The 12,576-nt window shown below is 63.3% G+C and carries 14 protein-coding genes and 3 pseudogenes; 10 read left to right on the top strand and 7 right to left on the bottom strand.

Features of this window, described 5'->3' with window-relative positions; all coding sequences use genetic code 11:
- Window positions 1-332: 332 nt before the first annotated feature.
- The 9 genes and pseudogenes from AUC69_RS06460 to AUC69_RS06425 all read left to right on the top strand — a co-directional run bounded on the left by AUC69_RS06460 (window position 333) and on the right by AUC69_RS06425 (window position 7,734).
- Window positions 333-1,142 (top strand): NHL repeat-containing protein, encoded by an 810-nt coding sequence (locus AUC69_RS06460; RefSeq protein WP_244500130.1) that lies wholly within the window; start codon window positions 333-335, stop codon window positions 1,140-1,142.
- Window positions 1,139-2,616 (top strand): annotated as a pseudogene (hypF, locus tag AUC69_RS19660) (carbamoyltransferase HypF); the annotation flags it as partial. The gene AUC69_RS06460 and the pseudogene hypF, both read left to right, overlap by 4 nt.
- A gap of 3 nt (window positions 2,617-2,619) precedes the next feature.
- Window positions 2,620-3,591: a Kae1-like domain-containing protein gene (locus tag AUC69_RS19655; protein ID WP_425283511.1), complete on the top strand. Its 972-nt coding sequence runs from the start codon at window positions 2,620-2,622 to the stop codon at window positions 3,589-3,591.
- Window positions 3,561-3,872 (top strand): HypC/HybG/HupF family hydrogenase formation chaperone, encoded by a 312-nt coding sequence (locus tag AUC69_RS06450; RefSeq protein ID WP_069441426.1) that lies wholly within the window; start codon window positions 3,561-3,563, stop codon window positions 3,870-3,872. The genes AUC69_RS19655 and AUC69_RS06450 overlap by 31 nt, the downstream gene beginning before the upstream one ends.
- Entirely contained in the window at window positions 3,856-4,989 is a 1,134-nt protein-coding gene (hypD, locus tag AUC69_RS06445) for a hydrogenase formation protein HypD (RefSeq protein WP_069441425.1), read from the top strand. The genes AUC69_RS06450 and hypD overlap by 17 nt, the downstream gene beginning before the upstream one ends.
- Window positions 4,986-6,053, top strand: coding sequence for a hydrogenase expression/formation protein HypE (hypE, locus tag AUC69_RS06440; RefSeq protein ID WP_069441424.1), 1,068 nt, complete (start codon window positions 4,986-4,988; stop codon window positions 6,051-6,053). Before hypD ends, hypE begins: the two co-directional genes overlap by 4 nt.
- A 7-nt stretch (window positions 6,054-6,060) precedes the next feature.
- Window positions 6,061-6,399: a hydrogenase maturation nickel metallochaperone HypA gene (gene hypA / locus AUC69_RS06435; RefSeq protein ID WP_069441423.1), complete on the top strand. Its 339-nt coding sequence runs from the start codon at window positions 6,061-6,063 to the stop codon at window positions 6,397-6,399.
- Window positions 6,399-7,267, top strand: a pseudogene (hypB, locus tag AUC69_RS06430) (hydrogenase nickel incorporation protein HypB). Before hypA ends, hypB begins: the two are co-directional and overlap by 1 nt.
- A 47-nt stretch (window positions 7,268-7,314) precedes the next feature.
- Window positions 7,315-7,734 (top strand): CBS domain-containing protein, encoded by a 420-nt coding sequence (locus AUC69_RS06425; RefSeq protein WP_204377281.1) that lies wholly within the window; start codon window positions 7,315-7,317, stop codon window positions 7,732-7,734.
- A 94-nt stretch (window positions 7,735-7,828) separates the two neighbouring features.
- On the opposite strand, the gene AUC69_RS06420 is transcribed toward AUC69_RS06425, so the two are convergent.
- The 7 genes and pseudogenes from AUC69_RS06420 to AUC69_RS06390 all read right to left on the bottom strand — a co-directional run bounded on the left by AUC69_RS06420 (window position 7,829) and on the right by AUC69_RS06390 (window position 11,584).
- The gene (locus AUC69_RS06420; RefSeq protein WP_244500129.1) at window positions 7,829-8,134 is read right to left on the bottom strand and encodes a hypothetical protein; all 306 of its coding nucleotides are present in this window, start codon (window positions 8,132-8,134) and stop codon (window positions 7,829-7,831) included.
- Complete coding sequence (locus AUC69_RS06415) at window positions 8,118-8,801, bottom strand: hypothetical protein (RefSeq protein WP_069441422.1); 684 nt, start codon at window positions 8,799-8,801, stop codon at window positions 8,118-8,120. The genes AUC69_RS06420 and AUC69_RS06415 overlap by 17 nt, the downstream gene beginning before the upstream one ends.
- A 20-nt stretch (window positions 8,802-8,821) precedes the next feature.
- Entirely contained in the window at window positions 8,822-9,253 is a 432-nt protein-coding gene (locus AUC69_RS06410; protein ID WP_069441421.1) for a universal stress protein, read from the bottom strand.
- Window positions 9,250-10,657, bottom strand: a pseudogene (locus tag AUC69_RS06405) (APC family permease). Before AUC69_RS06405 ends, AUC69_RS06410 begins: the two are co-directional and overlap by 4 nt.
- 5 nt (window positions 10,658-10,662) lie before the next feature.
- Window positions 10,663-10,860 (bottom strand): hypothetical protein, encoded by a 198-nt coding sequence (locus AUC69_RS06400; protein WP_069441420.1) that lies wholly within the window; start codon window positions 10,858-10,860, stop codon window positions 10,663-10,665.
- Between the two features lie 9 nt (window positions 10,861-10,869).
- The gene (locus AUC69_RS06395) at window positions 10,870-11,253 is read right to left on the bottom strand and encodes a hypothetical protein (RefSeq protein WP_069441419.1); all 384 of its coding nucleotides are present in this window, start codon (window positions 11,251-11,253) and stop codon (window positions 10,870-10,872) included.
- Between the two features lie 13 nt (window positions 11,254-11,266).
- Window positions 11,267-11,584 (bottom strand): hypothetical protein, encoded by a 318-nt coding sequence (locus tag AUC69_RS06390; protein ID WP_069441418.1) that lies wholly within the window; start codon window positions 11,582-11,584, stop codon window positions 11,267-11,269.
- 273 nt (window positions 11,585-11,857) lie between these two features.
- On the opposite strand from AUC69_RS06390, the gene AUC69_RS06385 reads away from it, so the two are divergent.
- A complete protein-coding gene (locus AUC69_RS06385) occupies window positions 11,858-12,535 on the top strand; it encodes a response regulator (protein WP_069441417.1) in 678 nt (225 codons plus the stop codon).
- The last annotated feature ends 41 nt before the right edge of the window (window positions 12,536-12,576 follow it).

The raw sequence follows: 12,576 nt of genomic DNA, 5'->3' as shown, positions 1-12,576 counted from the left end.
GCGCCGCAAGACCGGTTGCTGGCCGAGACGGGCCCGCATGTGGTTCTCGGCAGCGAGCTTGCCGCAAGCGGGCTTGCCGAGCCGATCGTGCCGAGCGCCACGACCCTGTTCGGGCCCCGCGGCGCGTGTCTCGCCGGTCCCGGCGGGCCGCTCATTGTGTGCGACACCGGTCACCATCGCTTGCTGGTGTGGACCAAAGTCCCGTCCGAGGATCATGTCCCCGCCGATGTCGTTATCGGCCAGCCGGATTTCTCGCGCGAAGGCCGCAATGCTAAGGGCGAGCCCGGGGCGGCGACGCTCAACGTGCCGACCGGGATTGCGCCGCCGACGATGTGCTGGCGGTCGCCGATGCCTGGAACCATCGCGTCCTCATCTGGCATGGGCTGCCGGAGGAGACCAACCGTCCCGCCGACGTGGTGCTCGGCCAGGCCGATTTTTCCGGCGCGCTGGCCAATCGCGGCACCGACCGACCTGACGCCGATACGATGTTCTGGTGCTATGGCGTTGCGATCATCGGTGGCCGTCTCATGGTCGCCGATACCGGTAATCGGCGCGTGCTGGTGTGGGACCGGATTCCGACCCGGAACGGGACTCCTGCCGATCTGGTCCTCGGCCAGCTTGATTTCATCACGCGTGATGAGAATGCCGGCGGTGCGCCGGGTGCGCTCGGCATGCGCTGGCCCCATGGCATCGCCATGGACGACGGCAGGCTGTTCGTCGCCGATGCCGGCGACAACCGCGTCATGGTCTGGCGTGGCCTGCCCGCAGCCAATGGCTGCCCCTGCGATTTCGTCCTCGGCCAGGACGACATGGAGCATGTCGATCACAATCAGGCGGCCTATTACCCGACGGCGCGCGGCCTGAACATGCCTTACGGGCTTGCCGTGCTGGGAGATCGTCTGGCGGTCGCCGACACGGCGAATTCGCGCCTGCTCGGCTTCGACCTGACAGACCTCGGCATGGGAGCGCCGGCCTCTCGGCTCGCGGGGCAGCGCGGATTTGCCGACAAGGGTGACAATCGTTGGGGCGCGCCTGTCCGCGATAGCCTGTGCTGGCCCTACAACGTTTCGGCTTGCGCGGACACGCTGGTCGTCGCCGACTCCGGCAATAATCGCGTACTTCTGTGGGGGGCGGCGCCATGAGCCTGCATCCGCCGCTGGCCCGCGAGCAGATCACCGCCGTCGAGATACGCGTGCGCGGCCGTGTGCAGGGCGTGGGCTTTCGCCCGACCGTGTGGCGCTACGCGCGCGACGCCGGCCTGCCCGGCGAGGTGCTTAACGACGCCGACGGCGTGCTCGTCCGCGTTGCCGGCACGACCCGCGACATCGCCGATTTCGTCGCCCGCATGCGCCAGGAGCCACCACCGCTCGGGCACATCGACCGCATTGAGATCATGGAATATGACGGCGATCTGCCCGGTGAGTTCGCCATCGCCGAGAGCGTCGGGGGGGCGGCCCATACCCAAGTCACCCCCGATGCCGCGATCTGCCCGGAATGCGCGAAGGAAATGCTCGACCCGTTCGAGCGGCGCTACCGCTACCCATTCACCAACTGCACCCATTGTGGGCCTCGCTTCTCTATCGTCACCGGCATTCCCTACGACCGGGCCCAGACCACCATGACGCCGTTCGCGCTGTGCAAGGATTGCTTGGCCGAGTATCGCGAGCCGTCCGACCGCCGGTTTCATGCCGAGGCCATTGCCTGCCATGTATGCGGGCCCAAGGCGCAGTTGATCCGGTTCGACGGGCGCGCGGTGAGCTTCGACCAGCATTCCATGCTCGACGACGTCGATGCGGTGTGCAGTCTGCTTCAGAAGGGTGAGATCGTCGCCATTAAAGGGCTCGGCGGCTACCAGCTCGCTTGCGATGCCACCAAGGAGGAGGCGGTGACGCGGCTCCGCCAGCTCAAGCACCGCGACGCCAAGCCTTTCGCCCTGATGGCCCGAGACCTCGATATCATCCGGCACTATTGCACCGTCGATGACGAGGCCGAGCGCGTGCTTTCGGCGCCTGAGGGGCCCATCGTCCTTCTTCCCGCCTGCGGACCTGAGCATCTCGCCGAGACTGTCGCGCCCGGCCTCGGGACGCTCGGCTTCATGCTGCCGACGACGCCGCTCCATCTCCTCATGCTGCGCCGCATGACCCGGCCAGTGGTGATGACATCCGGCAATCTTTCCGACGAGCCCCAAGTCATCACCGAGGACGACGCCCGCGAACGGCTGCCTGCCATCGCACCCTATGCGCTGATCCATGACCGGGCGATCGCCAACCGCATCGACGATTCGGTGGTGCGCGTCATGGCGGGCCGCACGCGGCTGCTGCGCCGCGCCCGCGGCTATGCGCCGGCCCCGATCAAGCTTCCGGCTGGCTTCGAGGGGGCGCCCGAGCTGCTGGCCCTTGGCGGCGAGCTCAAAGCCACGTTCTGCTTGGTGAAGGACGGCGAAGCCATCCTCTCCCAGCACCAGGCGACCTCGAGGATGCGGCGACCTACGACGACTACCGCAAGAATCTCGGGCTCTACGCCACCTTGTTCGGCCACGCGCCTGAAGCACTCGTCGTCGACAAGCACCCGGAATATCTCTCGACCAAGCTTGGCCGCGCACGCGCCGGCGACGAAGGCGTGGCCCTTATCGAGACGCAACATCATCACGCCCATATCGCGGCGTGCCTCGCCGAGAATGGCTATGCACTGGATGCGCCGTCCGTGCTCGGTATCGTGCTCGACGGTCTCGGCTTCGGCGACGACGGCACGATTTGGGGCGGTGAGTTTCTGCTCGCCGATTATCGGGGCTATGAGCGGCGCGGCACGTTCAAGCCGGTCGCCATGCCGGGTGGCGCATCGGCGGTCCGCGAGCCCTGGCGGAATCTCTACGCCCATCTGATGGCGGAGATGGGCTGGGCGCAGTTCGCCATGAATTTCAACGAGCTCTCGCTCCACGCCTATTTGGATGCGAAGCCGCGAGCGACGCTGGACGCCATGATCAAGAACGGCGTCAATGCAACGCTTGGCTCGTCCTGCGGGCGGCTGTTCGACGCCGTTGCCGCGGCCCTCGGAGTCTGCTGCGACGTTCAAGCCTATGAAGGCGAGGCCGCCGCCAAGCTCGAAGCGATCGTCGACGAGGACACGCTGCTGCACGAGGACGAAACGCTCGGATATCCTCTCAACATTCCAAATCTGCGCGGCTACGGTCTTCCCTATATCGAGCCGCTTGCAATGTGGAATGCGATCCTCGGCGACCTCATCCTTGAGACGCCCGTCCCGGTCATGGCGGCGCGCTTTCATAAGGGCCTCGCCAAAGCGATCGTGGCCATGACGCGGAAGCTCTCGGGCCGCGACAGCGCCGGGGAACCGTTGTTCACCACGGTCGCTCTGTCCGGCGGCTGCTTTCAGAACCGCATTTTGTTTGAACAGGTCGTGCGCCGTCTAGAAGCGGAAGACTTCACGGTGCTCAGCCATGCGCGGGTTCCCGCCAATGACGGCGGGCTGGCGCTCGGCCAGGCGGCAATCGGCGCCGCCAGGGCCATCGACGCCAACAATGCTGCAAGGGAAGGAAATACGCCATGTGCCTCGGGATCCCAGGCCGCATCGTAAAGATCGATGACGAAGCGAGGAAACTCGCCACCGTCGATGTGAGCGGCGTCAAGCGCCAGGTGAACATCGCCTGCATCGTCAACGACGAGCATCCCGTCGCGTCATGCGTCGGCGAGTGGGTGCTCATCCATGTCGGTTTCGCCATGAGCCGCATCGACGCGCAGGAGGCGGCGGAAACGCTCAAGATTCTCACCGAGCTCGGTGAGGCACAGGCCGAGATTGAGGCCATGCGACGTCCGCGGCGGAGATTGGGAGGGCAGCGTCATGAAATATATCGATGAGTTCCGCGACCGCGAGAAGGCCGCCGTCCTGATCAAGGAGATCGAGGCTCTGGTTTCGACCATCCCGCTCGCCAAGGAACGCCCGCTCAACATCATGGAAGTGTGCGGTGGCCATACGCACTCGATCTTTCGCTACGGCATCGAAGGCATGTTGCCGAAAGAGATCGATCTTGTGCATGGGCCTGGCTGTCCCGTCTGCGTGCTGCCCATGGGCCGTGTCGATGATTGCGTCGCCATCGCCGAACGCCCCGAGGTGATCTTCACCACTTTCGGCGACGCCATGCGCGTGCCGGGCTCCAAGAAGAGCCTCATGCAGGCCAAGGCCGATGGCGCCGACATCCGCATGGTCTATTCACCGATGGACGCGCTCACCATCGCCCGTATGAACCCGGATCGCGAGATCGTGTTCTTCGGCCTCGGCTTTGAGACGACGATGCCCTCAACGGCGCTCACCATCCTTCAAGCGGCAAGCGAGGGCGTCACAAATTTCTCGGTGTTCTGCAACCACATCACCATCGTCCCCACGCTGAAGGCTATTCTCGAAAGCCCCGACCTCCATCTCGATGGCTTCTTGGGCCCAGGCCATGTGTCCATGGTCATCGGCACCGCGCCTTACGAGTTCATCGCGCGGTTCTACAAGAAGCCCATGGTGGTGGCCGGCTTCGAGCCGCTCGACGTGCTGCAGTCGATCTGGATGGTGCTCAAGCAGATCAAGGAAGGCCGTGCCGATATCGAGAACCAATATGCCCGCGTGGTGCCAGATGACGGCAATGCCGCGGCCCTTTCGGCGGTGGCGGAAGTCTACGAGCTGCGCGAGTTCTTCGAGTGGCGGGGCCTCGGCTCCATCGACCATTCCGGCGTGAGGCTCCGCGAGCCTTACGCCCGGTTCGACGCCGAGCGGAGATTCGCCCTGCCCAACGTCACGATCGCCGACCCCACGGCCTGCCAATGCGGCGAGGTGCTGAAAGGCATGATCAAGCCTTGGCAATGCAAGCTGTTCGGGGCTGCTTGCACGCCCGAGACGCCGCTCGGCGCGCTGATGGTGTCCGCCGAGGGCGCCTGCTCCGCCTATTATCAATATGGCAGCCTCAAAGCAGAACGGGCGGGGGCGATATGAACATCGTCCCCATGATGCGCCCACGGAGGCTCGGCAAGGTCAACGTGCCGACGGTGACGCTCGCCCATGGCGGCGGCGGCAAGGCGATGAAGGATTTGATCGACGACGTGTTTGTCGAGGCCTTCGACAATGCCACGCTCGCCCCGCTCGAAGATCAGGCGCGATTTGATCTGGCCGACATTGCCGCCCATGGCGACCGGCTTGCCTTTACCACCGACAGCTTCGTAGTCGATCCGTTGATCTTCCCCGGCGGCGACATCGGCAAGCTCGCGGTGTGCGGCACGGTCAACGACCTCGCCGTGGGTGGTGCCCGGCCTCTTTATCTGTCCTGCGCCGTCATCATCGAGGAAGGCGTCACTATCGAGCTGTTGCGTCAGATCGCCCGCTCCATGGCGGAGACGCGCGCGGGGCAGGGGTGCCAGATCGTCACCGGCGACACCAAGGTCGTGCACAAGGGCGCTTGCGACAAGCTCTTCATCACCACCACCGGCATCGGCGTCATCCCCGACAGCCGGGTACTCGGCGCGCATCTGGCGCGGCCGGGCGATGTGGTTCTGGTGAACGGGTTGCTGGGCGACCACGGCGCGGCGATTCTAGGCGCGCGGGGCGACATGGCGCTCGAGACGCCCATCGACAGCGATTGCGCCTGCTTGCATGAACTGATCGAGGCCCTGCTTGCCGCCTCGCCGAATGCGCGCACGCTGCGCGACGCGACGCGCGGCGGGTTGGCCACCGTCCTCAACGAGATTGCCGCGGCCTCCGAAGTGACCATCGAGATCGACGAGACGCACACGCCGATCCGCGAAGAAGTCAAAGGCTTCTGCGAGATCTTGGGCCTAGACCCGCTCTATCTTGCCAATGAGGGCAAGATCGTCGCTGTCGTGCCCGCGGACGAAGCCAAGGCGGCGCTCGCCGCCATGCTGGCGCATCCGCTGGGGGCCGGGGCAAGCGCCATCGGCACGGTGAACGAGGGTGAGCCTGGCCGCGTCACCATGCGCACCGGGTTTGGCGGGCGGCGTATCGTCGACATGCTGGTCGGCGAGCAATTGCCGCGGATTTGTTGAGGCCGCCATGCACGAGCTCGGCATCACCCGCAACATTGTTGCTATCGTGGCCGACGCCGCGAAGGGGCGAAAGGTGCGCCGCGTGACCCTCGAGGTTGGCGAATTGTCGGGCGTCATGACCGATGCCATCGCCTTTTGCTTCGATGTGGTGGCGCAAGGCACAGCCCTCGAAGGTGCCACGCTCGATATTCGGACGGTCAGGGGCCGCGCCAGATGCACCTCTTGCGGGTCCGAGTTCGCCACCGCCACGCTTTACACCCCTTGTGCTTGCGGCTCGCACCGGATCGAGCGACTCGCGGGCGAGGAGCTGAATATCAAGACCATGGAGCTAGAGGAGGCAGCCTGATGTGTGGGCATTGCGGATGTGGCAGCGAGGCTAAGACGACCTTGCTCGATATGCAGAACGGCGCCACCCAGCCCCATGAACATGGTCATGAACATGGGCATGAGCATGTGCATGCCGACGGGACGCGGCACAGCCATTCCCACGACCATGATCACGGGCATCAGCACGAGCATCATCACCAGAATGCAACGGCGATGCCGTGGTCGCGCTCGAGGCGCGCATCCTGGCCAAGAACGACGCCGGCGCGGCGAAGAACCGGGCCTGGCTCGCAGGCCGGGAGATTCTGGCGCTGAACCTCGTGAGCTCACCCGGCGCGGGCAAGACCACGCTGTTGGAGCGCACCATCAAGGACCTCAAGGACGAGGTGCCGCTCTTCGTGCTGGAAGGCGATCAAGCCACGGCCAATGACGGGGAGCGCATCCGCGCGGCGGGTGCGCCGGCCGTGCAGGTCAACACCGGCACCGGCTGCCATTTGGAGGCGGATATGGTGGCGCGCGGCCTGAGCCAACTCCGCCCATCGGCAGGGTCGGTGGTGATGATCGAGAATGTCGGCAATCTCGTCTGTCCCGCCATGTTCGATCTCGGCGAGCGCGCCAAGGTGGTCATTCTCTCGGTCACCGAGGGCGAGGATAAGCCATTGAAATATCCGCATATGTTCCGGGCGGCCGAAATCATGGTTCTGAACAAGACAGACCTCCTGCCGCATGTGGATTTCGACGTCGATCGCGCAATCGCCAATGCGCGCGAGGTCAATCCGGATATCGCGGTGCTCCGCCTGTCGGCCCGCACCGGTGAAGGGCTGGACAGCTGGTACGGCTGGCTGCGTGAGCAGCGCACCGCAGCCGCCCGCGCCGCCATGCAGATCTGAGAGGCTAGCGCGCTGGTGCAGCCGGCGCTTATAGAGGAGTTGTGGCAATGGTCATGACAGTCGCCAACGTCCTTAAGATCAAAGGGCGAATCTATAAGACCGTGAGACCTGACGAGACCGTGCAGGAGTTCGCGAAACACCTTAAGGATGAGCGAATTGGAGCCATGATCGTCACCCATGACGGGTACACACTCGACGGCATCATCTCGGAGCGCGACATCGCATACGGTCTCTCCAAGTTTGGAGATAAGCTACCGAACATGAAAGTGTCCGAGCTGATGACAAAAGTCGTGATTGTTTGCACGACCGAGGACAGCATCGACGATGTCATGAACTTGATGACTCAGCGCCGCATTCGCCATTTGCCGGTGAAGGACAGTGACGAGCTCGTCGGCATTATCAGTATGGGAGACGTGGTGAAGGCGCACCTCACCGGCAGACTGATGGCCGCTCATATGGGCCGCTAGGTCAAGAGAACGAGGCTTGAAACGGCCCATCACCTCGCCGAGAAGACGGTCGCGCTAGCGCGGGTCGCGAGGTCTTTCACATCCTGAAGCCACACTATTTTGACGCGGCGTATTGCTCCCAGCGCAGCCGGGCCCATTTGTAGGCATCGGTAATCGAGATCGCGTAGATGAAGACGCCACCCGCGTAGCGGCCGAGGAGTGTCTGGTCCGGCGTGGTGAGGTGGAACGTGATCCAGCCGAACAGCAGCATGAAGAACACGAAGACGAGACCGCGGGCAGGCATGCCCGCGATCACGTGGCCCGCCCCGGGAAGCACGATGGCAATCGCCAGAACGACATAGGGGTTGACCGGCCGCTGATCCGGTATCGGCCGATTGGCGATCTCAGGCGGCTGCTTCACGGCGGATCTCCTTGGGCGCATTTTTGGCCAGCGTGTTCCGGAGCTCGACGCAGCGCCTGACGAGATCGTGCAAGCGCTCGCGATCGAAGCGCACCACCTCGAAATTCGCTTGGCGCAGCAAAAGATAGTTCGATCGCCGGGCCTCGTCAGCCTGCCAGACGATCCGCACGCCGTTGGGAGAAACAATCAACTCCTTGGCCTTTGGCTCGTCGAGGACGGCAATGTGAGGGGTGAATGCTTCGGGGGGCGGCAACCTGTCGGGGTGGTCGGTGTGGATGATGGCGCGCTCCGGCCAATCGGCCGGCGTGTCGAGGCGGTCCGGCAATCCCGCGAACGGCGAGAAGAACTCGGAACCGGACGGCCGCATCATGACGTCCAGTATCGCCTTGGTAGCGACCGGCGCCTCCACGGTCACTCTCAGCCATAGGGACGGCAATTTGCGCAACACCACAGCATCGACGACGACGTCAGCCCGGACGGGGACGCCGTCGAAAGATCCCGTCATATAGGGATAGCCGAAGTGATCGAAGGCGAGCTTCGGCTTGTCGAGCACGTCGAGGCAGTCGGCGAAGAACTCCGCCCTTTGCTCCCGGACTCGCCGCTGGTCGCGCCGGTAGAGCACGATAAGCAGGATAAGTCCGGCGATGGCTGTCAGCGTCGGCAGCATTTGATATCCCGTCTTGCTGCTCAGCGAACGATCGTCACCGGGCAGTGCGCCTCAGCCACGACGGCCTCGGCAATGGAGCCGAGGACCAATCGCTGCACGCCTCTATGACCATGCGATCCGATAATGATGTGATCGCATTTCTGCTTCTTGGCGTAGGCGGCGATCGCCCCGGCAATGTCGCGGCTGCTGACCGTGACGCATTGGACCTTGGCGAGGCCCGCCTTCTTCGCCTTATCGGCGACCGAGCGGAACTCAGCGCGGGTGATGGCATCTGCTGCGTTGAGAACCGTCGAGTCCCAGAAGGCCGACTTGGCAGCCTCGGCACGGGAGACCCGTTCCACCGTCAGGACGGTCAGCTTGGCGCCGATCTCTCGAGCCAGGGAGATCGCGAAGTCCACGGCCTTGGCCGAGATTTTCGACCCGTCTGTGGCGCAAAGAATGTTCTTGATCATCGTGCCCCCCTTACGTAGCGAATCGGCCGTTGCCAGCATGGTGAACTGGTCGCCGCGGCGAACGTATTTGTAGCGGTGGAAGGCGAACCACAGCGAAGCGACGATGTAGAAGCACATCATGGCAAGCAGTTGGGTGCCGTAGCCGAGGAACGTGGCGAAGTAGGTCGTGATGCACAGCGCCAGGAGCACGATTGCCGGCAAGGGATGGAAGGGATGCACATAGCCGCGCCGGATCGAACCCAGCGGCCACTTCTTCCGGAACATCCACATATTGATCGGCATGAACGTGTAGCCGAGCAGTCCCGACAAGATCGAGAAGGTGATGACCTGGTCGAGAAGGCCGGTGAACGAGAAGCTCACCGCGATGGGGATAAGAAAGAGGATGGCGCGGTATGGCGTGCGGTACTTTGGATGAACCGCGCCGAACCACAGCGGCATGTAGCGGTCGCGACCCATGGAGAACCAGGAACGCGATGCGTCGTTGATGCAGCCATTGGCCGAGGCGATCGCCGAGAAAATCGTGCCCACGAACAGGAACACCTGAAGAGCGGTACTGCCCGTCACGCGCGCGGCATCATAGAGCGGCGTTGCCGCTTGGCCGAGGAACTCCCAGGGCAGCAAGCCGGTGGCCACGTACCATGTGAGCGACGCGGCGATGAGCAGGGTGATGATGCCGCTCATGGTGCCGTAAGGCAGGGAGCGCGAAGGAGAGCGAACCTCCTCGGCAGCCTGACAGGTGCCTTCGATGCCGAGATAGTACCAAATGCCGAATTGGAAGGCGGCGATGACGCCGATCCAGCCGTATGGTAATTCGGTGAGCAACTCGCGATGCTGCAATATCGCGCCGGGGTGCCACGGCTGTACGCCGATAAACAAGACGATGATTGAGATAAAGGCGGCGGCGGTGATGACGAAGTTCACCGTCAAGGTCATCAACACGCCGCGATAGTTGAGGAACGCCAGCAACGCGATCGTCAGCACCACGAATGGTCGCGGATCGAGAGCCGAATGGCCCATCTCGCCGGCAACTGCCGTCAGGAGATCGCCCACCACAAGAGCGTCGGCCGCCTCGAGCATGGTGTACGCCATGACGAGATAGAGGCCCACGTTGAAGGCCATCAAGGGCCCCATGATGTGCTTGGCTTGCGCGTATTGCCCACCGGCCGCCGCGACGGTCGACGTCACTTCAGAGTCGATCATGGCGACGCAGGTATAGAGAAGGCCGATGACCCAGCAGGCGATGAGCGAGCCCATGGCGCCGCCCTTGCCGACGGAGAAGTTCCAACCCATGAACTCTCCAACCAGCACGATGCCGACACCAAGTGCCCACACATGCGCAGGTCCCAATACGCGCAGAAGCGAAATTCTTTGCCCGCCCTGCCCGGCAGCTCCCGTCATGGACATGACCCTCAACCCCCCTTTGGTGTCTTATGTACATCCGAGATGTCGTGTTTTTCGCTGATGCCTTCGAGCTCACCCTCACGCGACGAGGTGAGAAGATCCTCGCTGTAGTCGCGGTTCGTTTGAATCGCGTCGAAGAGCATCCAGGCCAGAACGCAGAATGACACTGCCCAAGCGCCGTATTCGAGGACGTTCCACCAATCCATATCCGCCTCCTATTTCTTCCGGCCAAAGCGCTCGTCGATGACGTCCCGATACTCCCGGTCGGAAAAACGGATCACGAAGAAGAAGTAACCGAAGATCACGATGGCGGTGACGAGGAGCGCCCAGGGATTGATCGAATAGTCGAAGCGAGTGGTGATGAGCTCGCTGGCGGTCTCGGGTGTGTATCCGAGCTTCTCCCACTGAGCGGCCATCGTCGGATTCTGATTTAGGGCTTCCCAGGTGGGCTGCTCGACGGGCGTCGTCGTGGTGCCACCGCCCGTGAGGCCGAGAACCAGGGGGGCGAACAGCACGATGTAGACGAGCGCGAGAAGGAAGACAGAATCAAAAATCTGCCCGGCCTTGCTCTGCTCTGGTGGTTTGTAAGCTTTGCTCATCGTCGCTCTCCCCCTAGGCCTCTTGTGCCGATTGCTTGGATGCCTCCGCGCGCAGTTCGCGTGCGGCGTCGAGATGACGAATGTCCAAGCCGTAGATGAACTCCTTGTCCTCCCGGTAGTGCTTCACCATCGCGCCGATTGAGGCGGTGTTGAACAGGAGGACGGCGCCGGCGGCGACGGCGAGTACCAGCCGGATGGCTGGGTCGGGTGTGACCTGCCAGACCATGAAAAGAACGAAGAGGATGACCACCCAAAGCACCGCGACGAACGTCCAGGCGCTGAGCCGATCTCTGCGATACATCGCGTCGATACGCTCGTTTAAGCTTCTCATTGTCGCTCCTCCCTTTGCCCTTTTGCGGCGGGGGCCTTCGATTCGGCGAGGCCCATTCATTTCCGCTGGGTAAATATTTTTTCCTGATCGTCAGCTTCGTGCGAGACTTCGACACTGTCGATGGGGTAAAGGAGGGTGTTCCTTCCCCTTCCGGGGGAGGCTTCGTCCCAAATAGAGCTTGTTGCTTCGCCAATGAACGGGGGAACCTCAAAGGCCCATAGATCAACGGATCACGGGACTGGAAAGCTCCCGGGCCCCGGGAGTCGGACGCCCATGCACCTCCTGATAGCCGACGATCACGAGCTGTTTCGGTCCGGCTTTAAGCTGCTTGTGTCGCGGCTCTTCCCTGGAGCGTCACTTTCGGACGTCAGCGACGCGAACCAGGCTTGGGACGTGCTCAATGCGGAATCCGCCTTTGACCTGGTGTTTCTGGATCTCGCGATGCCGGGCATGAATGGCATTGCCGGCGTGCGGCGCTTTGTTGAGCGCCGGCCTGCCGTGCCTGTGGTCATTCTCTCCGCGCATTCGGAGCCGGACGAGATCGTCGAATGCATGGGACTGGGCGTGCGCGGCTATATCCCGAAGTCCGCAAGCGAGGGCGTGCTGCAGAACGCGGTGTCGTTGGTGCTGGCCGGCGAAATCTACGTTCCGGTCAACGCGATCAATCAAATTCTGTCCGAGGGCAACGGTGATGTGGCCGAGGATCTGGAAGGCCTGCCCGAGGGCAATCCCTTGCGGCAACTCACGCCGCGCCAGCGCAGCACGCTGGCGCTGATGATCGAAGGACGGTCAAACAAGGAGATCGCCCGCAGCCTCAATCTCCTCGAGAGCACGGTCAAGGCGCACGTCAAGGTCATCCTCCGCAAGCTCTCGGCGCACAATCGCACCCAGGCCGCTCTGATCGCCGCCGATCTCGGTTGGCCTCGCCGGATAAGGACCCGCACATCTTAGAGGTGCGGCCGCTGATGCTCGCGCAGCCTCCGGCTGCTCGA

Origin of the sequence: Methyloceanibacter superfactus, from assembly GCF_001723305.1 — a bacterium.
Lineage (GTDB): Bacteria > Pseudomonadota > Alphaproteobacteria > Rhizobiales > Methyloligellaceae > Methyloceanibacter > Methyloceanibacter superfactus.
This window is presented reverse-complemented; position numbering and strand designations above follow the sequence as displayed.